Below are 19,586 nucleotides of genomic sequence, written 5' to 3'. Positions count from 1 at the left end.
CTACCATGACGGCCAGGGGGATCGGGCGACGAGTGGGGACGCCATGACGGATCCGAGCAGCACCACGACCGGCGCGGCGTCACCGAGACCGGCGACGCGAGTTCTCGAGCTGCGCGTGCACGGGGTGAACAACACGACGCCCGCGGCCCTGCTGGACCTGCCGCTCGAGAGCATCGAGCTGGCGGCCGGCGACACCCTCGGCTCGTTCTGGCAGCCGACGCCTGCGGCGCTGGCCGCCATGCGGGCACCCGACAGGATCGGAAAGCGCGGCCATGTTCCCGAGCGCATCGCCCGGGAGGCGTACTCGTGGGGCGGGATGGTGCGCACCACGCCGAACTTCGGCGGTCCGGGCGCGGCCGGGAAAGTCGTCGGGGTGCTCGCGCGCATCTTCTACGCGATCATCCTGCCGTTCAGCATCGGCAACGCCGCGCAGTGGACGCGTCATCTCAGCGTCGTTCCGGAGGGCGAGGAGGGCTGGCGGTCGTGGACCGCCACCGTCGCCGGCAGGCGATCACGCCGCACCGCCGGCGCCGCACGCCTCTTCGGCCTCATCCTGACGCTGCTGTTCACCACGACCGCCGCCACGCTCGCGCTCGATGTCGGTGCCGCGCAATGCGCCGCGCAGGCCTCTCTGTGCGGACCCCTCGAGGGCTTCTTCGGCGTGTTCGCCGACTGGACCGGGGGCAGGCGACTCGCCCTCTTCGCGCTGGCGCCGGTTGCCGCGGTGATCGTGCTCTGGATCGTGTCATCGGTCTCTCAGGTGCGCTACGACGTGCTGCCGGGCATGGAGGGCGGTGTCGGAACCGCCGATTCCGAGTCCGGCTCGGCGGATGCCGTGCTCTCCCAGCCCGGATTCTGGTCCAACCGGATGACCCGCTACCTCGCGCGGACCCACCTTTCGGCCGCAATCTGCCTGACGCTGCTCCTCGTCGGCCTGCAGGCCTCCATGGGGTGGCAGTCGCAGTGCCGGGGCGTCGCGTTCGACGCGTGCTTCCGCGACGGTGCACCTCCGTGGAGCTTCTGGCCGGCGCTGCTGATCGTCGCCGGCAGCGCCTTCGGCCTGGCGGCGGCATGCGTCCTCGCGTGGAGGCTGCCGACCATGACGATCCAGACCGAGGAGCAGGTCAGCGGCAACTCGTCGAACCGCTTCAGCAAGTGGCTGCTCGTCGGCTCGAGCGTCGTCTTCGGCGTGGTCCTGCTCGGCCTGGCCGTGCTGCCCACGCCGGTGGTGCCGCCGCAGCGCCTGTACGGCGCCGGCATGGCGCTGCTCGTGCTCGCGATCGCCGGCGCTGTCGTCGCGATCTCGGGATTCGCCTGGCGCCCTCCGGTGAGCCGGAACGCCGAGACGGCGTGGTCCGGCCGTGGCCCGGGTGTGTTCATGACGATCTCGCTCGCCGTCGCGCTCGCAACGAGCGCGATCGTCGTCGTCACGACCGGGGACTTCCTCAACGGCGCGAACGGTCCGTCGGCGCTCATCGGCGCTGCGTCATCCAGCATCCACATCTCGCGCAGCTTCGTCGCACTCGGCACGCTCATCGTCATCGGGCTCGTCGTCGCGGTCCTCTACGTCCTCCTGCGGGTCTTCCGGCGGCGGCGCGACCTCACCGCGCGAGGCGTGCTGTGGCGCACCGCGCCGACCTCGGAGCCCCCGGCGCGGGGCGGGGCGAAACCGCCCACCGTGCCCGACGAGCTGTCCGTACCGAGCGGAGGCGTGCTGCCTCCGTCGAAGCCGACGCTGCTGCGCCGGATCGTCGACAAGCGGGCCGGCGCGGCCCGCCTCCACCTGGTGGAACCCGCGGTCTGGGCTGTGACGATCGCATTCGTCTGCGCGATCGTGTGCGCCATCGTGTGGACCTGCTGGTCCTACGTCACCAGAAGCGATCTGTGGGGCGGGCTGACCGGGTTCTGGCGCGACGTGATCGTGGCGGCGCTGGATGTCGGGATGTTCAGCCTCGCCTGGATCGGGATCATCCTGGTCGGGGTGCTCGCCGCGGGCGCGACCTCCGGCGGCTCGCGGCCGCTCGGCATCGTGTGGGACATCACGTGCTTCCTGCCGAGGACCGGGCACCCGTTCGGCCCGCCGTGCTACGCCGAGCGGGCAGTGCCCGAGATCGCCGGGCGGCTGCACCATTGGCTCTCGCAGGATGACACGCATCGCGCGATCCTCGCCGCGCACAGCATGGGCGCGGTGCTCTCCGTCTCGGCTCTGGGCCTGCTCGCCAGTTCGGCGGACACACGCCGGAATCTGCACCGCATCGCACTGTTGACCTTCGGCGTGCAGCTGCGTCCGTTCTTCGGCCGCATGCTCCCCGAGCTCCTCGGCCCCGATGTCATCGGAACGCACTCCTGCGCCGCTCCCCGGTTCTCGGATGCAGACCCGTGGGCCGCCGATCTGGCCGAGCAGCAGAGCCGGGAGCGGCAGCCGCTCGATCCGTCACCGCCCGCCGCCGGCTCCCCCGCCGCCGTCCGGCCCCCGATCGGGCGCCTCACCGGCGCTCTGCTCCCTCGCGATGCGGATGGTGTCCCGCTGCCGAAGGTGCGGTGGATCAGCCTGTGGCGTCTCACCGACTATCTCGGCTATCCCGCGTTCAGCACCGCGCCGACGGGCCCGGGCTGGCAGAACCACGTCGACCGCTACGCGAGCGAACTGGACATGTCGGGCTACATGGTCGAGGTCGGCACCCACGGCGAGTACTACCGGGTGGCCGAGTACGAGGAGGCGGTCACACAGCTGCGTGATCAGCTCGAGCAGGAGTGACGCGAGCTGAGGAGGGGACTCCCCTAGAGCGAGCCGATGATCTCGCGCATCAGGTCGGCGGTCTCGGACGGCGTCTTGCCGACCTTGACGCCGGCGGCCTCGAGGGCTTCCTTCTTGGCCTGCGCGGTGCCCGCGGAGCCCGACACGATCGCGCCGGCGTGACCCATGGTCTTGCCCTCGGGAGCGGTGAACCCGGCGACGTAGCCCACGACCGGCTTCGTCACGTTCGCCTTGATGAAGTCGGCCGCGCGCTCCTCGGCGTCACCGCCGATCTCGCCGATCATGACGATCGCCTTGGTCTCGGGGTCGGCCTCGAACGCGGCGAGCGCGTCGATGTGCGTCGTGCCGATGACCGGGTCGCCGCCGATGCCGATCGCAGTGGAGAAGCCGATCTCGCGGAGCTCGAACATCATCTGGTAGGTCAGGGTGCCCGACTTGGAGACGAGTCCGATCGGCCCCTTGCCGGTGATGTTGGCAGGAGTGATGCCGACGAGCGATTCGCCGGGGGTGATGATGCCGGGGCAGTTGGGCCCGATGATGCGCGTCGTGTTGCCCTTGGACTGCGCGTAGGCCCACGCCTCCGCGGTGTCGCCGACGGGAACGCCCTCGGTGATGACGACCAGCAGCGGGATCTCGGCATCGATCGCCTCGACCATCGCGTCCTTCGTGAAGGCGGGTGGCACGAATGCGATGGACACGTCGGCGCCCGTCTTCTCGATCGCCTCCGCGACGGATGCGAAGACGGGGAGCTCGACGGGATTGCCGTCGGCGTCGTGGTGGAGCACGGTGGTGCCCGCCTTGCGGGCGTTGACCCCGCCGACGACCTGCGTGCCCGCCTTGAGCATGAGCGCCGTGTGCTTGGTGCCCTCGCCGCCGGTGATGCCCTGGACGATGACCTTGGAGTCCTTGTTGAGGAAGATCGACATGATTCTGAAGTCCTTGTTCTTCGCGGGCGATCAGGCGTTCGCGAGCTCGGCGGCCTTGTCGGCGCCTTCGTCCATGGTTTCGGCGAGCGTGACGAGCGGGTGGTTGGCGTCGCGCAGGATCGCGCGCCCCTCGTCGACCTTGTTGCCGTCGAGGCGCACGACGAGCGGCTTGGTCGCCGTCGAGCCGAGCTCGGCGAGTGCGCCGACGATCCCCTTTGCCACCGCATCGCACGCGGTGATGCCGCCGAAGACGTTCACGAACACGCTCTTGACCTGCGGGTCGCCGAGGATGACGTCCAGTCCCGCGGCCATGACCTCGGCGGAGGCGCCGCCGCCGATGTCGAGGAAGTTCGCGGGCTTGACCCCGCCGTGGTTCTCGCCGGCGTAGGCGACGACGTCCAGTGTCGACATCACCAGTCCCGCGCCGTTGCCGATCACGCCGACCTGGCCGTCGAGCTTGACGTAGTTGAGGTCGTTCTCCTTGGCCTTGGCCTCGAGCGGGTCGGCGGCATCCTTGTCCTCGAGCAGCGCGTGGCCCGCGTGACGGAAGTCGGCGTTCTCATCGAGCGTGACCTTGCCGTCCAGGGCGATGATCTCGCCGTCCTCGGTGAGGACGAGCGGGTTGACCTCGACGAGCGTCGCGTCCTCGCCCTTGTAGACCGAGTAGAGCTTGACGAACACGTCGCTGACCTTGTCGACGAGCTCGGGTGCGAACCCGGCCGCCTCGGCGATCTCGACGGCCTTCTGCTTGTCGATTCCGGTGAGCGGGTCAACCGAGACGCGAGCGAGGGCCTCGGGGCGCTCCACAGCGAGCTCCTCGATCTCCATGCCGCCCTCGACGCTGCAGAGCGACAGGTACGCGCGGTTCGCGCGGTCCAGCAGCACCGAGAAGTAGTACTCCTTGTCGATGCGCGCGCCTGCGGCGACCATCACGCGCTTGACGACGTGGCCCTTGATGTCCAGGCCCAGGATGGCCTTCGCTGCCTCGTACGCCTCATCCGGCGTCTTCGCGACCTTCACGCCGCCTGCCTTGCCGCGACCGCCGGTCTTGACCTGGGCCTTGACGACGACGACTCCGCCGATCTTCTCAGCGGCGGCGCGGGCCTCCTCCGGGGTGTCCGCGATGAGCCCGGCGAGCACCGGAACCTCGTACTTCTCGAATAGGTCACGTGCCTGGTACTCGTACAGATCCACAGTGCGATCCTTCGCTGGGGCGACAGGGGAAATGACGCGGAAAGCGTCTTGACGTCGAGAGATATCGACCGGTTTCCCAGCCTACTACCGGTGGCTCGAGGGTCCCGACCGCGGCAGCCGTGGCAGGTCGCGGGATGCCGGACCCTCGATTCTCGTGCCGTCGGGCGCGAAGCGCGACGCGTGCAGGGGGCAGTCCCAGGTGCACTCGGCGTCGTTCCACGAAGGGACGCCGCCCAGGTGGGTGCACACGAGGCTCACCGCCCGCGTCGTTCCGCCGACGGTCGAGATGCCGATCGGGTGGCCCCCGCGAGAGGCGACGACTGCCTGCCCCTCCTCCGGCTGCGCGACCGGAACCGGGGTTCGCTGGGCATCCGCCCACCCGGTCGCCGCAGCCCACCCGACGTGGATGTTCTCCACGCCGCCGCGCCCGAAGTCGGCCGGCACCGTCAAGCGGTGCGCCATGGTCCCCATCCACTCCGGGCGATCGCGCGACGGCACCCTGGTGATCTCCGCAGTCAGCCGCAGCGCGGCGGCGGGTCCGTTCGAGAGTCCCCATTTGCCGAATCCGGTGGCCAGCCGCACCTTGCCCAGACCCTGCGGCATCGCGCCGACGAAGGGCACCAGATTGTGCGACTCGTAGTCCTGCGCGGACCACGACATGCGCGGCTCCGCCCCGGGGAAATGCGCCGTCGTCCATTCGATCAGGTCGTCGACGAGCGCCCGCTCGGACCCTGCGCGTCCGACCGGATGCCCGTTTCCGCCGACGACCAGAGATGCGAGCTCATCCGGACCGTCGGCCGCAGTCACCGACCGCAGCGATCGTGTGGGCCCGTCGGCCGACAGGTAGAGGCCGTCGGGGACATCGCCGGGCACGGCGAACGCGACGCAATACGAGCGCAGTCCGCGGGTCTTCGCGAAATAGAACCCGCGGTACGTGATGGGCGCGGCAGTCGCCAGCACGATGTGGCGCGCCGTCGCGAACCCGGCGGCGGTCTCGACGACGGCGTCCGGCAGGACGTCGACGTGCATCACGCGGGTACCGGTGTGCAGGGTTCCGCCTGCGGCGATGAACGCCCGCGCGAGCGCCAGGGCCGCCGCCTGCGGATCGATCGCGACCTGATCGTCGAGTGCGACCGCATCCACGATCGGGAAGGGTTCCCGCCCGTCGGGCAGCACCCGGCGCACCGCGAGGCCTGCCTCATGGGCGGCGGCGCGCTCGGCCTCGACCTCGTCGACGCCCTCGGCCGATTGCGCGTACGTGTACGCCGTCCGCCGCGTGTAGCTCAGGCCGACCTCGTCGGCGAAGTCCGTGAGCCACTGCGCGCCGTCTCGATTCGCGTCCACGTAGGCGCGGACCAGGGATGCGGGATGATGCCTGCGCAGCGTCGAGAGCACCTTCCCCTGCAGCAGGGAGAGCTTGCCCGTATTGCCGCCGGTGGCGAGGTTGCCGACTTCTCCGGCTTCGACGATGGCGACATCCAGCCCACGGCGAGCGAGCATCAGCGCGGTCGACAGGCCGGTGATCCCCGCGCCGACCACGATCACGTCGCGGTGCGCGCCCGGCATGAACGGCGATCCGGCGACCACGGCGCCGTCAGCCCGCCACAGGGAGGTCATCGATCCAGTCAACGCGCGCGCGGCCCTCCTGTCCACGGGTTGACAGCTGCGACCGGCGGTGCCGGCAGTCAGCGCCCGGCGGATGCGGTGGCCCGCGGCATCCGCGGGTCTAGGCTTCTGTCGATCATGAGTGAGACTCCGTCCCCGTCCGTCGCGCGCACCGCCGTCGTCGCCGCCGCACTCGAGCTGTTCGCGCGGCAGGGCTTCGAAGCGACCTCGGTGGAGCAGATCGCGCGGGCGGCGGGGGTGTCGCGCAGCACGTTCTTCCGGCAGTTCGGCGGCAAGGAGGACGTCGTCTTCGCCGATCACGAGGTGCTGCTCGACGAGCTTCGCGAGTGGCTCGAGCGCGGCCACCCGAACCCCTGGGTCGCCGTGTGCGAAGCATCCGAGCGGGTCTTCCTGCACTTCGCGCACGACCCCGAGGTGGCCCGGCTGCGCTACCAGATCGTGCGTCAGGTCCCCGCGCTGCGCGAACGCGAGATCGTGACGGTCTTCCGTTACGAGCGCCAGTTCGACGAGTACCTGCGCCGCTCGCTGCCCGAGATCGACCCGCTGGACGCCGTCGGATTCGCCGCGCTGGTCACCGCCCTGCACAACCACGTGCTGCGGCGACTGCTGCGCGGCACGAAGCGCGTGCCGCTGACCGCCCTGCGGCGGGCGCTCGACGACGCGATGCGCCGGTACGGCGTGCATCCGGACGGTGTCGCCCCGGCCGAGGACGACGTCGTCGTCGCCGTGTTCCCGAGATCCATGCCCGCGGCCGAGATGACGCGGCGCGTGCGCACCGCCCTCGACGGCTGACGCCGCCGATCGATGAGGACTGCACGACGAAGGAGTCGCCGATCGTGACCGAGTCGAGCGAGGACGATCCACCGGGCCTGAACGTCGCCGGACTGGGCGAATGGCTCGAGCGCGCGCATCCCGACCTGGTCGGCGGACTGCTGACCGCTGCGGTGATCGCGGGCGGGAAGAGCAACCTCACCTACCGCATCGACGGCCCGCGCGTCCCGCTCGTGGTGCGACGCCCGCCCCTCGGTCACGTGCTCTCGAGCGCCCACGACATGCGCCGCGAGCATCGGGTCGTCTCGGCCCTGCGCGGCAGCGCCGTACCGGTGCCGCCGGCGGTGGACCTCGTCGACGACACGTCGGATTCCGCCGTCACCGGCACCCCGTTCTTCGTGATGGAGTTCGTCGAGGGCGATGTGCTCTCGCGGCCGAGCCAGAACGCCCGATTCAGCCCGGAAGCGCTGCGCGAGGTCGGCCTGAGTCTCGCCGAGGTCCTGGCCGACCTGCACCGCGTCGACCCCGAGGATGTGGGGCTCGGTGATTTCGGTCGCGGCGAGGGCTTTCTCGAGCGTCAGCTGCGCACGTGGCATCGGCAGTACGACGCGTCCCGATCGCGGGAGCTGCCGACCCTCGACCGGCTGCAGGAGAACCTGGCCGAGCGCATGCCCGCGTCTGCGCGGACGACGCTCGTGCACGGCGACTATCGCCTCGACAACGCTATCGTCGCCGGTGCCGGCGATTCCGCGCGCATCGCTGCGATCCTGGATTGGGAGATGTCGACGATCGGCGACCCGCTGGTGGACCTCGGCATGTTCGGCCTGTACTGGAACGCCGGCGCTCTCCCCGGCGCGGCCGGCGCGCTGCCGAGCGCGATCGATCCGGCGGCGGGCTATCCGTCCTTCGACGAGCTGGTCGACGCGTACGCCGAACGGGCCCGCATCGCCGTGCCCGATCTCGCCTGGTACGGCGCATTCGCCGCCTACAAGCTCGGCGTGATCGCCGAGGGCATCCACTACCGCTACCGCTCGGGCGAGACGGTGGGCGCCGGATTCGACCGCATCGGCGCTCTGGTCGAGCCGATCGCCGCGGAGGGACTGCGGCGGCTGGGCGCGGGAAGGCACTGAGATGGACTTCGCGCACGATGCCCGCACGACCGAGCTGATCGGCGAGGTGCGCGCGTTCCTCGACGAGCAGGTGCTGCCGGCCGAGCCGGTGCTCGCCGCGCAGGTCGCCGCGACGCCGCACGAGTGGGGCACGCGCCCCATCGTGCGCGAACTCCAGGCGCGCGCACGCGAGCGCGGGCTGTGGAACCTCTTCCTTCCCGGGGCCGGCGGCGCCGGGCTGACGAATCTGCAGTACGCGCCTCTGGCCGAGCTCACCGGGTGGAGCCCGCGGCTGGCCCCGATCGCGTTCAACTGCGCGGCGCCCGACACCGGCAACATGGAGGTGCTCGCCGAGTTCGGCACCGCCGAGCAGAAGGATCGGTGGCTCCGGCAGCTGCTGGACGCCGAGATCCGCTCCTCGTTCTGCATGACCGAACCCGAGGTCGCCTCCTCCGACGCGACGAACATCGCGACCCGCATCCGTCGCGATGGCGAGGAGTACGTCATCACCGGCCGCAAGTGGTGGTCGACCGGCGCGATGAACCCGGATGCCGCGATCTTCGTCGTGATGGGCAAGACGGATCCGGACGCCGCGCGACACCGGCAGCAGAGCATGATCCTCGTGCCCCGGTCGACGCCGGGCGTCGAGATCGTCCGTCCGCTCACGGTGTTCGGGTACGACGACCGCGATCACGGCGGTCATGCCGAGATCGCGTTCGACGAGGTGCGGGTGCCTGCGACGAACCTCATCGGCGGCGAGGGCGAGGGGTTCGCGATCGCGCAGGCCAGGCTGGGTCCCGGCCGCATCCACCACTGCATGCGCGCCCTCGGAATGGCGGAGCGTGCGCTGTCGCTCGTCCGCGAGCGCGCACTCACCCGCGTCGCATTCGGCCGCACCCTGGCCGAGCAGGGCGTGCTGCGCGAGTGGGTGGCCGAATCGCGGATCCAGCTGGAGTCGCTGCGTCTGCTCGTCCTGAAGACCGCCTGGCTGATGGACACCGTCGGCAACCGCGCGGCGATGACCGAGATCCAGGCGATCAAGATCGCCGTTCCCCGCGCCGTGCAGCAGATCCTCGACCGGGCGATCCAGGTGTTCGGGGCAGCGGGTCTGTCGGCGGATCAGCCGTTCGCCGAGATGTTCGCCGGGGCCCGGGCGCTTCGACTGGCGGACGGACCCGACGAGGTGCATCTGAGCGCCCTTGGCAAGGCGGAGTTCGGCCGCTGACCGGCCCGGCGGGCCTCACACGAGCGACCGGATGCTGAGCCCTCCGTCGATGACGATCGTCTGCCCCGTGATCCAGGCGGCGTCGTCGGAGAGCAGGAAGGCGACCGGGGCGGCGACGTCCTCGACATCGCCGAGGCGGCCGAGCGGGTACCCCGCCGACACCTCCGCCTCGCGACCCTCGTAGAGCGCGCGCGCGAAGTCGGTCTTCACGACCGCAGGAGCGACGGCGTTGACGCGAATGGACGGCGCGAGCTCTTCGGCCAGCTGCATCGTCAGGTTCATGATTGCGGCCTTGGAGACCCCGTAGAACGAGATGTTCGGACTCGCGCTCAGGCCGCTCACCGATGACAGGTTGACGACCGACCTCGTGAGCCCGGCGGTGACGGCATCGCGCGTCCATTCGAGCGTCGCGATGACGTTCACCGCGAGGATCTTGTGCGCGACGCCCGGGTCGATATCCAGCACGGGCCCCCAGGCCGGGTTGATGCCCGCGTTGTTGACGAGGTGGTCGAGGCGCCCGTGCTGCGCCGCCACGTGCGCGAACACGTCGGCACGGTGCACCGGGTCATCGGCCTTCCCGGCCACGGCGCTGGCATGTCCGCCCAGCTGCGCGACCGCGGCATCGAGCGACTCCTGCTTGCGGCCGGTGATGACCACGTCCGCGCCCTCGGCGACGAGCCGACGGGCGATCGCGAAGCCGATGCCGCGGCTGCCGCCGGTGATCAACGCCACCCGTCCGGTGAATCTGTCCACGGTGCACTCCCTTGCGACGTCCGCCCTGGTCGAGCCATGCGCGTCCTCGCGCGGCATTCGGTCACGGTACACCGTCGTCGCGCCGGCTCGTTCTCTTCACATATCTTGCAGTTCATATAACTCTCGGGTATTTTGATGACATGATCCAGACACTGGCCGCACTGGCCGAGCCGAATCGCCTCGCGATCGTCGAGTATCTGCGAGACGGACCGCGTTCGGTCACCGACATCGTGGTCCGGACCGGCATGAGCCAGCCGCTCGTCTCGAAGCACCTCAAGGTGCTCAGCGACGTCGCGATCGTCGGCCGCCGCGTCGACGGCAAGCGACGCATCTACGCCCTGGAGCAGACCAGGTTCGCCGAGCTCGATCGCTGGCTCGACACCTTCAGCGAGCTGTGGGACGCGCGACTGGATCGACTGCAGGCGCACCTCGACCGATCCGAGGGCGGCTCATGAGCGGTCTGCTCGTCTCCAAGGACCTCGAGCTGCGGGAGCTCGTGCTCGAGCGCGACCTGCGGGGATCGGTCGACGCAGTCTGGCGCAGCTGGACGAGCGCAGCCGAACTCGAGGCCTGGTGGGGACCCGAGGGGTGGGCCACCACGGTGCGGTCGCTCGATGTTCGACCCGGCGGCCTGTGGCATTTCGGCATGGGCCGGACCGGCGAGCCGCCCGAGGTGTGGATCCGCTCCATCTACACCGAGGTGATCACCGGATCCGCGCTCTCCTACGTCGAGGGCTTCTCCGATGACACCGGTGCGGACCTCGACCCCGAGTCGCAGGCGGTCACCGTCGAGTTCATCGGCATGGAACCCGGGCGCACCCGGCTCGTGATGCGCACCCGCTTCACCTCGGTCGACCGGCTGGAAAGGATCCTCGCGATGGGAGTCGTCGAGGGCTGGACCGGCGCATTCGACCGACTCGACGATCGCCTGAGGAGCACGACATGACCATCACCGACACCCCGACGACCGTTCGCTCCGCCGACGGCACGCAGATCGCCTTCTTCCGCGCAGGATCAGGACCGGCGATCATCCTCGTCGACCCTGCCCTGTCCACCCACACCGGATCGGCGAAGCTGTCCGCGGCGCTCGCGTCGCGCTTCACGGTCATCAGCTACGACCGCCGCGGGCGCGGGGCGAGCGGAGACGAGGAGCCGGATGCGGCCGATCCCGCCCGCGAGGTCGAAGACCTGGCCGCCCTGATCGAGGCGGCCGGCGGCCGTGCGATCCTCTTCGGATCCTCGTCGGGCGCCGCGCTGGCGATCGAGGCTGCAGCCCGGCTCGGCGATCGCGTGAGCTCCGTCGTCGCGTTCGAACCGCCCTACATCTGCGACGATTCCCGGCCTCCCGTCCCCGTCGACCTTGCCGCCAGGATCGCGGCATGCGTCGCCGCGGGCGACCGGTCGGGTGCCGCGAAGGCGTTCTTCCACGAGGCGATCGGGATGCCGGCCGCCGCGGTGGCCGTCATGCGGGTTCTTCCGCTGTGGCGCGATGCCAAGGCGCTGACGCCGACGCTCCGGTTCGACTTCGCCGTGCTGGAAGGCACTCAGCAGGGCGAACCGCTCCCCGCGCAGCGCTGGAGCGGACTGAGCGCCCCGCTGCTGGTGCTGGTCGGCTCGAAGAGCCCTGCGTTCTTCCACAGAACCGGGAGGGCTCTGGCCACTGCCCTCCCGAGAGCCGAGTACGAGGCGCTCGAGGGCGCCCACCACGGCTCGCCGCAGATGTCGCCCGCGAGCATCGCGGCGCGGATCATCGACCGCTTCGCATAGCGCGCCTGTCGCCGGTCCGGGCCAGGATGGACCCATGCCGTACGAGATCCCCGCGCCGATGCTCGCCAAGTCCGTCCCGGACGTCCCCGATCAGGACAAGGTCCCCGGCGGCCTCAGCTACGAGCCGAAGTGGGACGGGTTCCGCGGGCTGGTCTCGTGGGACGGCGAGACCGTCGAGATCGGCAGCCGTGGAGCGAAGCCGCTCACGCGATACTTCCCGGAGCTCGTCGAGGCGTTCTCACGGCTGCTGCCCGAGCCGTGTCTTCTCGACGGCGAGGTCGTGGTCCCGAAGGGCGAGCCCGGCGCGCAGCGCCTGGACTGGGAGTCGCTCACGCAGCGGATCCACCCTGCGGCATCCCGCGTCAACATGCTCGCCGAGACCACGCCGGCGATGTTCATCGCGTTCGATCTCCTCGCCCGCGGGGATCGCGACCTGCAGCCGGAGCCCTTCTCGGAGCGGCGGGCGCAGCTCGTCGATCTGCTCGCCGGGCTGCCGCATCCGATCCACGTCACGCGGACGACCACGGATGCCGACACCGCGCGTCGCTGGCTCAGCGAGTTCGAGGGGGCCGGGCTCGACGGCGTCGTCGCGAAGCCGCTCGCGCAGCCCTACGCTCCGAACAAGCGCACGATGTTCAAGATCAAGCACGCGCGCACGGCCGACGTCGTCGCGATGGGCTACCGCATCCACAAGTCCGGGGAAGGCGTCGGATCCCTCCTGGTCGGGTTGTACTCCGACGACGGCATCCTCTACCCGGTGGGGGCCGTGTCGGCCTGGACCAACGCACGGCGGCTCGAGCTCATCGACGAGTTGGCACCGCTCGTCCAGCGCGACGAGGCCGGCGCCGCAGTCAAGAGCGAGGGAGAGAAGTCCCGGTTCTCCGCACCCGATCGCGACTCGTCCTTCGTGCACCTGCGACCAGAGCGCGTGCTCGAGGTGCGCTACGACCAGCTCGAGGGCTGGCGGTTCCGGCACACGGTGCAGTTCGACCGATGGCGGCCCGATCGCGACCCCGCTTCGTGCACGTACGAGCAGCTCGAGTCCGTGTCGGCCTACGACGTGGGAGCGGTGCTCGACTGACCCGGAGGTTCAGCGGCCGTCCGGTCGTTGAGCGAGCGAAGTGACACGGCACGCTCCGCCATCAGCGTGCCTGGCCGTCCTCAGTCCAGTTCTCCGGGTTCTTCTTGCTCGGCTGGACACGAGGCGGCTCGCCCGGCATCTTCGGGAAGTCCGGAGGGAACGGCAGTTCCCCCAGCCCCTCGGACAGGTCGCGCTCCCACCACTCCAGCAGCGTGTCGATACGGCCCGGGTTCTCGAGCAGCCCCGCCCACGGGTCGCCGATGTCGGCCATCCGCTGCGGCACCGTCCGCACCGTGAAGCCCGCCGGATCGACGCCGTCCAGCTCCTCCCAGGTCACCGGCGTCGCCACGGTCGCGGTCGGCAGCGCGCGGGGACTGTAGGCGCCGGCCATCGTGCGATCGCGGTTCGCCTGGTTGAAATCCACGAAGATGCGCTCGCCGCGCTCCTCCTTCCACCAGCTCGTGGTGACCTTCTCCGGCATCCGGCGTTCGAGTTCGCGGGCGGCCGCGATCACCGCGTGCCGCACATCGAGGAATTCGTGCGCCGGCTCGATCGGGCAGAACACGTGGATGCCGCGGTTGCCACTGGTCTTCACCCACGCCTCGAGCCCTGCGTCGCGGAGGACTGCCCGCAGCCCATGAGCGGCCGGAACCGCGTCGGAGAAGTCCGTCCCCGGCTGCGGGTCCAGGTCGATGCGCAGCTCGACCGGGTTGTCGGTGTCGTCGGCGAGCGATGCCCAAGGGTGGAACACGATCGTGTTCATCTGCACAGCCCACGCGATCGCCGCCGGCTCGGTGAGGACGAGCTGTGGATGCCGCCGCCCGCTGTTGTATGTCACCATGACCGATTCGACGTAGTCCGGCGTGCCTTTGGGCGGGTTCTTCGAGAAGAAGGCCTCGCCGACGACGCCATCCGGGAATCGCTCGAGCGAGACCGGTCGATTCCCGTTCGCCGCGAGGAACGGCGTCGAGACGGCGATCACGTACTCGGCGAGTTCCTGCTTGGTGATTCCGAGTTCGGGCCACAGCACGCGGTTCGGGCTGGACAGCCCCACCTCGCGATCGCCCTGCGGTCCGGGCACGGTCAGGGTGATGCGCTCGCTCGCCATGTCAGGAGCCTAGGCCGGGGTTCCGGCATCCGTCACCCCGGCCCCCCTCAGCGCACGACCGGATACCGCAGGTGGGTCACGCTCCGCGCCGGAATGATCACCGTCGGATCGCCGAGCTTCACGTCCGCCGGTTCGATGTCCTCGAAATAGCGGTGCCCCGAACCCATGACGATCGGGACCAGATCGACTCCGACCTCGTCGACCAGTCCGGCGGCCAGCGCCTGACCGGCGACCGTTCCCGCGGCGACACCGACGTTGCGGTCACCGGCGATCTCCTTCGCTCGCGCGACCGCCGCCTCGATTCCCTCGGTGACGAAGTGGGCGTTGCCGGTGTGCGCGTGCGCCCAGTCGGCGGGCGGTTCGTGCGTCAGCACGACGAACGGCACTCCGAGCGGATGCTCCCCGCCCCATCCGTCGGTGATGTCGAACAGCAGACGACCGACGACGAGGCAGCCCAGGGAGCCGGTCCACTCCCTCCAGTAGTCCGCGCTCTCACGTGTGAGGTGGAACGGCGGCAGGGTGCCGGCATTGGGGACCTCCACATCGCCGGCGTCGTACCAGTCGAACAGCGCCCCGGGATCGTTGTTCTCGTACGCGACGAAGCCGTCCAGCGACATCGAGGCGGATGTGACCACCAGGCCGCTCATGACCCCGCCGCCAGCAGCTCGTCCATCTTCTCGTAGCCCTCGCGCATGCCGTATTCCATGCCCTGGCGGATCATGCTCTCGAGCACCTCGACCGTGGGGAACACGCTGTGGTCGACGATGCGGGAGCGACCGCCGGGCAGGCTCTCGAACCGGATGTTGTCGAGGCTGACCTCGTTCGGCCAGGCCTCGTACTCGAAGGTCTGGATGATCAGCTCGTTGGGGATCACCGTGTGGAACACGCCGCGGAAGGCGAACGTCCCGTCCGGGTTGGACTGCTCGAAGCGGTAGCCGCCGCCCGAGCGGAAGTCCCAGTGCGTGATGACGGTGTTCTCGGTGCGTGGCCCGATCCAGATCTTGAACAGGTCGGGATCGGCGTGCGCGCGGAAGACGGCCTCCACAGGCGCTTCGAACTCGCGCGTGATGTCGGCATAGGACTGGCCTGGAGCCGCATCGATGACGACGGGATTGCTCATGATTCCTTCTCCTTGTCAGGTGGGATTGCTTCGACGGGGGATGCTGCGACCACGGCATCGAGGCGCCGGTAGGCCGCTTCTGCTTGGAGCCGATATCCATCGATCCACGCCGTGAGCCGCTGCAGTGCGGCCGCATCGAGGTGGACCGGTCGGCGCTGCGCGTCGCGCGTGCGCCACACGAGCCCGGCCTCCTCGAGCACGCTGATGTGCTTCGAGACTGCCTGGAGCGTGATGGCGAACGGCTCGGCGAGCTCGCCGAGCGTGGACGATCCCCGGCTCAGCCGCGCCACGATCGCTCGGCGGACCGGGTCGGAGAGAGCCGCGAACGCCTTGTCGAGCGTGGACGACCCCTCGCTCCCCACGTCCGCGGGCGACGCGTCGGCATTGCCTGGCGGAGACATGGGGATGGGCATAATCAACTCATTCATTTATCAATCAATTGATTGAATACGATACCGCGATCAGATCCGAGCGTCAACCCTTCCGTGCAAGATGACAGGCGGTCAGCCGGCGAGTGCGATCAGAGGCGCGAGGTCGGAGCGCGAGAGGCGGATCCACGGGCCACCCGGATCCACGATCACACCGTCGAGTGCCTCGTCGGCGCGGAGCGCCCCGGCCAGCTGCGCGGCGGTCATCGGCGCCGCCTGGTCGCCGCGCCGCAGCGACGCGACCTCGAGCGGGTGCGAGTACAGCTCGATCAGGCGGGCGCCGTCCTGCGACCGCGCCTCCGCGACACCGAACCGCCCCTCCTCGGACCGGTTCACGGCGACCCAGAACTTCACGCGGGTCAGCGCTTCCACCACCGCACCCGCCGTGGCGTCGGTGCGATCACCCGCGAGCAATGTCTTGACCTCGAGCGTCTCGTCGGCCTGCTCCAGCAGCTTCTCGAGCAGCTCGCGGGGCAGCACCGCCCTGGCGGGAGCGGAGGAATTGTCGATGATCAGTCCCGCGTACGGGCCGCCGAGCACGTGACGGATCACCGCGAGCACCGGCTGCCCCATCGCAGAGGTGCCGGTATCGCGGTCGGCCGCGATGCTCGCGCGCAGCGCCGCACCGCTGCTGTACGCCAGGACGAACTGCTTGTCTCCCACCACAGCGACCCCGAGCGGGAGATCCTTCCCCTCGGCCAGCAGTTCGCGGGCATCGCCCTTGACCCGCAGGAACAGGTGCCCCTGCATCAGCTGGCGCGCGATCTCGAGCAGGTCGGGGGATTCGGGCGAGACGGGCAAGGCAGCGAGTGCCTCGCGCAGGACGACGTTGTCTCGGATGCCGGGCACGGTCGTCGCCGCCACAGGTGCCTCCGGCGCGCGGGCGGGAGCCATTCGGGCCGCAGGCGCAGCCGGCGCCGCCTGCCCTCCGAGACCGCGGTAGGACGACACCGAGATGCCCACGGATGCCGCGGATTCCGTCGGCCCGTCCGGTGCGATCGGAGCGGCATCGGGTGCGGTCGGGGCGGCAGCGGATGCGACGGGAGCGGCATCGGCGCTCTCGGGCTCAGCCGCCGCCGGCATCGGGGATTCGGCGAATCCGTCCTCCGCCTCGACGTCGTCGGTCTTCTTCCGCCGCGAGAACAGGGCCATTGCTCAAGCGTAGCCCGCGGTGCCGAGCCGCCTGCGGCGCGGGATCACGGGTCAGAGCTTCTCGATGGGCGCGATCTTGATCAGGAGCTTCTTGGGTCCGGCGGTGTCGAAGCGCACATGGGCGACGCGCTTGGCACCCTCCCCGGTGACGGCATCCACGCGTCCCTCGCCGAAGTCGTCGTGCTTGATGCGGTCGCCGGAAGCGAGCTGCATGTCTCCGTTGTCGCGGACCCGGGCCGGAATGCGGTTCGCGAATCGTTCGATCGAGGTCGATTTGGGAACGAGGTCTTCGCCGTAACGACGTGCGCCGCCGGCGGACGCACCGGTCCCGCCGGGACGCCTCGCGTTGAGGGCCCTGGATTGCATGCCGCCACGGGAATTCACATCGCCCGGCGACTGACGCCAGTGCACGAGGTCGGGTGGGATCTCCTGCAGGAAGCGGCTCGGCATCGCGACCGAGATCTCGCCGAACTGTGCACGGGTCATCGCGAGGGAGAGGTACAGGCGCTTGCGGGCGCGTGTGATCCCGACGTAGAAGAGGCGTCGCTCCTCCTGCGGTCCGCCGGGCTCGCCCGCCGAGATCCGATGCGGAATGAGGTCCTCCTCGACGCCGGTCACGAACACCGCGTCGTACTCGAGGCCCTTCGCGGTGTGCATCGTCATGAGCGAGACCGAGCCTGACGCGTCCTCGAGGTCGTCGGCATCCGAGACGAGCTGCACTTCCGCGAGGAAGTCCACGACCGTTCCCTCGGGGTTGTTGCGGGCGAACTCGCGGGCAACCGCCACGAGCTCGTCGAGGTTCTCGACGCGCGCTTCGTCCTGCGCGTCGCGACTCGCGCGCAGCGCGTCGGTGTAGCCGGTCTTGCCGAGGAGCAGCTGCAGCCCTTCTGCGACCGCGGTCGGCGGGGCGAGTTCGCCGGTGGACGGGAGCATGAGCTCGCCTGCTTCGGCCAGGACCGCGTCGAGGTGTGCGATGGCGGCCTGGATCTTCGGCCCGACGCCGAGCGCCGACGAATTGGCGAGCGCATCGCGGAAGGTGATGCCCTCGTTCTGGGCGTAGCGGCTGATCGCCTCGATCGTCACGTCGCCGATGCCGCGGCGCGGTCTGTTGATGATGCGACGAAGGGCCATCTCGTCGGCGGGATTCGAGACCGCGATCAGGTACGCGAGCGCGTCCTTGATCTCGGCGCGCTCGTAGAACTTGGTGCCGCCCATGATCTTGTACGGCACCGCCGAGCGGATGAAGATCTCCTCCAGCGCACGGCTCTGCGAGTTGGTGCGGTAGAAGACGGCCATCTGCGAGTAGTCGGTGCCAGCACGCCGCAGAGCGTCGACCTCATCGGCGACGAACTGCGCCTCGTCGTGCTGCGAGTAGCCGGTGAAGCCGATGATCTTCTCGCCGGCGCCGACGTCGGTCCAGAGCTTCTTGTCCTTGCGGTCGAAGTTGTGGCCGATCACGGCGTTCGCCGCGCTCAGGATGTTCTGCGTCGAGCGGTAGTTCTGCTCGAGGAGCACCACCTTGGCACCGGGATAGTCGCGCTCGAACTCGGTGATGTTGCGGATGTCGGCGCCGCGGAACGCGTAGATCGACTGGTCGGAGTCGCCGACGACCGTGAGGGATGCCGGTGCCTTGTCGGGATCGGCGGCAGGGTCGGCCTCGAAGATCATCATCCCGTTCGACTCGAATCCCGGAGCATCCGAGCCGATCGGCCGGGTCAGCTCGTGGATGAGCGCGTACTGGGCGTGGTTGGTGTCCTGATACTCGTCGACGAGGATGTGGCGGAAGCGACGGCGATAGACATCCGCCACGTGCGGGAATGCCCGGAACAGGTAGACGACCTGACCGATCAGGTCGTCGAAGTCGAACGCGTTCGCGCGCTGCAGCGCCCGCTGGTAGTCGCTGAACACATCGACGAACACCCGCTCGGCGGGGTCGGTCATGTTCGCCGAGCGCGCGTAGGACTCGGCATCCGAGAGTTCGTTCTTGAGCTTCGAGATGCGGCTCTGCGCGCCGGCCGGCGTGAGCCCGTACGCATCCGCCTCGTGCTCCTTGACCAGTCGCTTCAGCAGCGCGCGCGAGTCACCGGAGTCGTAGATCGTGAACGACTTCGTGAAGCCGAACTGCTCGGCCTCGCGGCGGAGGATGCGCACGCACGCCGAGTGGAACGTCGAGATCCACATGCCCTGCGCTCGGTCGCCGATCAGCTGTGCGACCCGCTCGCGCATCTCGCCGGCGGCCTTGTTGGTGAACGTGATCGCGAGGATCTGACTGGGCCATGCCTCGCGGGTCCGCAGCAGGCTGGCGACTCGCCGCGTGAGCACGCTGGTCTTGCCCGAGCCCGCCCCTGCGACGATCAGCAGGGCCGGCCCGCGGTAGATGACCGCCTCACGCTGCGGAGGGTTCAGGCCCGCGAGCAGATCCTCGTCCGGGCGCACCGATCCCGACGGCCCGGTCGCGGGATCGGGTCCGCGGTCGCCGCCGACGATGATCATGGGCGTGGTGGCGTCGGTCATAGCCCCTCAAGTCTAGGCGCGCAGGCCGACAGCCACCCCGGCTCCGGCGGGGCG

At 69.7% G+C, this 19,586-nt stretch carries 18 protein-coding genes; 8 read left to right on the top strand and 10 right to left on the bottom strand.

Annotated features, from left to right (window positions below):
- Positions 1-43 precede the first annotated feature (43 nt).
- Entirely contained in the window at positions 44-2,758 is a 2,715-nt protein-coding gene (locus BM349_RS05380; RefSeq protein ID WP_091704056.1) for a hypothetical protein, read from the top strand.
- A gap of 23 nt (positions 2,759-2,781) precedes the next feature.
- Here the strand turns inward: BM349_RS05380 and sucD are convergent, their stop codons facing one another.
- From sucD to BM349_RS05365, 3 genes are all read right to left on the bottom strand, one after another.
- Positions 2,782-3,684: a succinate--CoA ligase subunit alpha gene (gene sucD / locus BM349_RS05375; RefSeq protein WP_091704053.1), complete on the bottom strand. Its 903-nt coding sequence runs from the start codon at positions 3,682-3,684 to the stop codon at positions 2,782-2,784.
- Positions 3,685-3,714: 30 nt separating this feature from the next.
- Positions 3,715-4,878: an ADP-forming succinate--CoA ligase subunit beta gene (sucC, locus tag BM349_RS05370; RefSeq protein ID WP_091704050.1), complete on the bottom strand. Its 1,164-nt coding sequence runs from the start codon at positions 4,876-4,878 to the stop codon at positions 3,715-3,717.
- Positions 4,879-4,962: 84 nt separating this feature from the next.
- A complete protein-coding gene (locus tag BM349_RS05365; protein WP_091704047.1) occupies positions 4,963-6,495 on the bottom strand; it encodes an FAD-dependent oxidoreductase in 1,533 nt (510 codons plus the stop codon).
- Positions 6,496-6,621: 126 nt separating this feature from the next.
- Here BM349_RS05365 and BM349_RS05360 point away from each other — a divergent pair, with 126 nt between their 5' ends.
- The 3 genes from BM349_RS05360 to BM349_RS05350 are packed head-to-tail and all read left to right on the top strand — an operon-like array spanning position 6,622 to position 9,609.
- Positions 6,622-7,296 (top strand): TetR/AcrR family transcriptional regulator, encoded by a 675-nt coding sequence (locus BM349_RS05360; protein ID WP_091704044.1) that lies wholly within the window; start codon positions 6,622-6,624, stop codon positions 7,294-7,296.
- Positions 7,297-7,340: 44 nt separating this feature from the next.
- Positions 7,341-8,405 (top strand): phosphotransferase family protein, encoded by a 1,065-nt coding sequence (locus BM349_RS05355; RefSeq protein WP_254773736.1) that lies wholly within the window; start codon positions 7,341-7,343, stop codon positions 8,403-8,405.
- 1 nt (position 8,406) lies between these two features.
- Positions 8,407-9,609, top strand: coding sequence for an acyl-CoA dehydrogenase family protein (locus BM349_RS05350; RefSeq protein WP_091704041.1), 1,203 nt, complete (start codon positions 8,407-8,409; stop codon positions 9,607-9,609).
- Between the two features lie 15 nt (positions 9,610-9,624).
- On the opposite strand, the gene BM349_RS05345 is transcribed toward BM349_RS05350, so the two are convergent.
- Positions 9,625-10,362 (bottom strand): SDR family oxidoreductase, encoded by a 738-nt coding sequence (locus BM349_RS05345; RefSeq protein WP_254773735.1) that lies wholly within the window; start codon positions 10,360-10,362, stop codon positions 9,625-9,627.
- 140 nt (positions 10,363-10,502) lie between these two features.
- On the opposite strand from BM349_RS05345, the gene BM349_RS05340 reads away from it, so the two are divergent.
- From BM349_RS05340 to BM349_RS05325, 4 genes are read left to right on the top strand one after another with little or no spacing between them, the layout of a single operon-like run.
- On the top strand, positions 10,503-10,817 hold the full coding sequence (locus tag BM349_RS05340; RefSeq protein ID WP_091704033.1) for an ArsR/SmtB family transcription factor: 315 nt from the start codon (positions 10,503-10,505) through the stop codon (positions 10,815-10,817).
- The gene (locus BM349_RS05335) at positions 10,814-11,308 is read left to right on the top strand and encodes an SRPBCC family protein (RefSeq protein WP_091704029.1); all 495 of its coding nucleotides are present in this window, start codon (positions 10,814-10,816) and stop codon (positions 11,306-11,308) included. Before BM349_RS05340 ends, BM349_RS05335 begins: the two co-directional genes overlap by 4 nt.
- Positions 11,305-12,129 carry an alpha/beta fold hydrolase gene (locus BM349_RS05330; RefSeq protein ID WP_091704025.1) on the top strand — a complete coding sequence of 275 codons (825 nt, stop codon included), beginning with the start codon at positions 11,305-11,307 and terminating at the stop codon, positions 12,127-12,129. The genes BM349_RS05335 and BM349_RS05330 overlap by 4 nt, the downstream gene beginning before the upstream one ends.
- Positions 12,130-12,163: 34 nt before the next feature.
- Positions 12,164-13,210 (top strand): ATP-dependent DNA ligase, encoded by a 1,047-nt coding sequence (locus BM349_RS05325; RefSeq protein ID WP_091704022.1) that lies wholly within the window; start codon positions 12,164-12,166, stop codon positions 13,208-13,210.
- Between the two features lie 61 nt (positions 13,211-13,271).
- Here BM349_RS05325 and ligD read toward each other — a convergent pair whose 3' ends face one another.
- The 6 genes from ligD to BM349_RS05295 form a co-directional block, all read right to left on the bottom strand.
- Positions 13,272-14,318 (bottom strand): non-homologous end-joining DNA ligase, encoded by a 1,047-nt coding sequence (ligD, locus tag BM349_RS05320; RefSeq protein ID WP_091704019.1) that lies wholly within the window; start codon positions 14,316-14,318, stop codon positions 13,272-13,274.
- 47 nt (positions 14,319-14,365) lie between these two features.
- Positions 14,366-14,965 carry a dihydrofolate reductase family protein gene (locus BM349_RS05315; protein WP_091704014.1) on the bottom strand — a complete coding sequence of 200 codons (600 nt, stop codon included), beginning with the start codon at positions 14,963-14,965 and terminating at the stop codon, positions 14,366-14,368.
- Positions 14,962-15,438, bottom strand: a complete 477-nt coding sequence (locus BM349_RS05310; RefSeq protein ID WP_091704010.1) for an SRPBCC family protein — start codon at positions 15,436-15,438, stop codon at positions 14,962-14,964. The genes BM349_RS05315 and BM349_RS05310 overlap by 4 nt, the downstream gene beginning before the upstream one ends.
- Positions 15,435-15,851, bottom strand: coding sequence for an ArsR/SmtB family transcription factor (locus BM349_RS05305; protein ID WP_254773734.1), 417 nt, complete (start codon positions 15,849-15,851; stop codon positions 15,435-15,437). Before BM349_RS05305 ends, BM349_RS05310 begins: the two co-directional genes overlap by 4 nt.
- Before the next feature lie 90 nt (positions 15,852-15,941).
- A complete protein-coding gene (locus BM349_RS05300) occupies positions 15,942-17,018 on the bottom strand; it encodes an SseB family protein (RefSeq protein ID WP_091704003.1) in 1,077 nt (358 codons plus the stop codon).
- A 51-nt stretch (positions 17,019-17,069) separates the two neighbouring features.
- Complete coding sequence (locus tag BM349_RS05295) at positions 17,070-19,532, bottom strand: ATP-dependent helicase (protein WP_091704000.1); 2,463 nt, start codon at positions 19,530-19,532, stop codon at positions 17,070-17,072.
- Between the last annotated feature and the right edge of the window lie 54 nt (positions 19,533-19,586).

This window comes from Microbacterium sp. cf046 (assembly GCF_900114345.1).
Lineage (GTDB): Bacteria > Actinomycetota > Actinomycetes > Actinomycetales > Microbacteriaceae > Microbacterium.
Note: the sequence above shows the minus strand (reverse complement) of the source record. Positions and strands in the feature narration are given on the sequence as shown.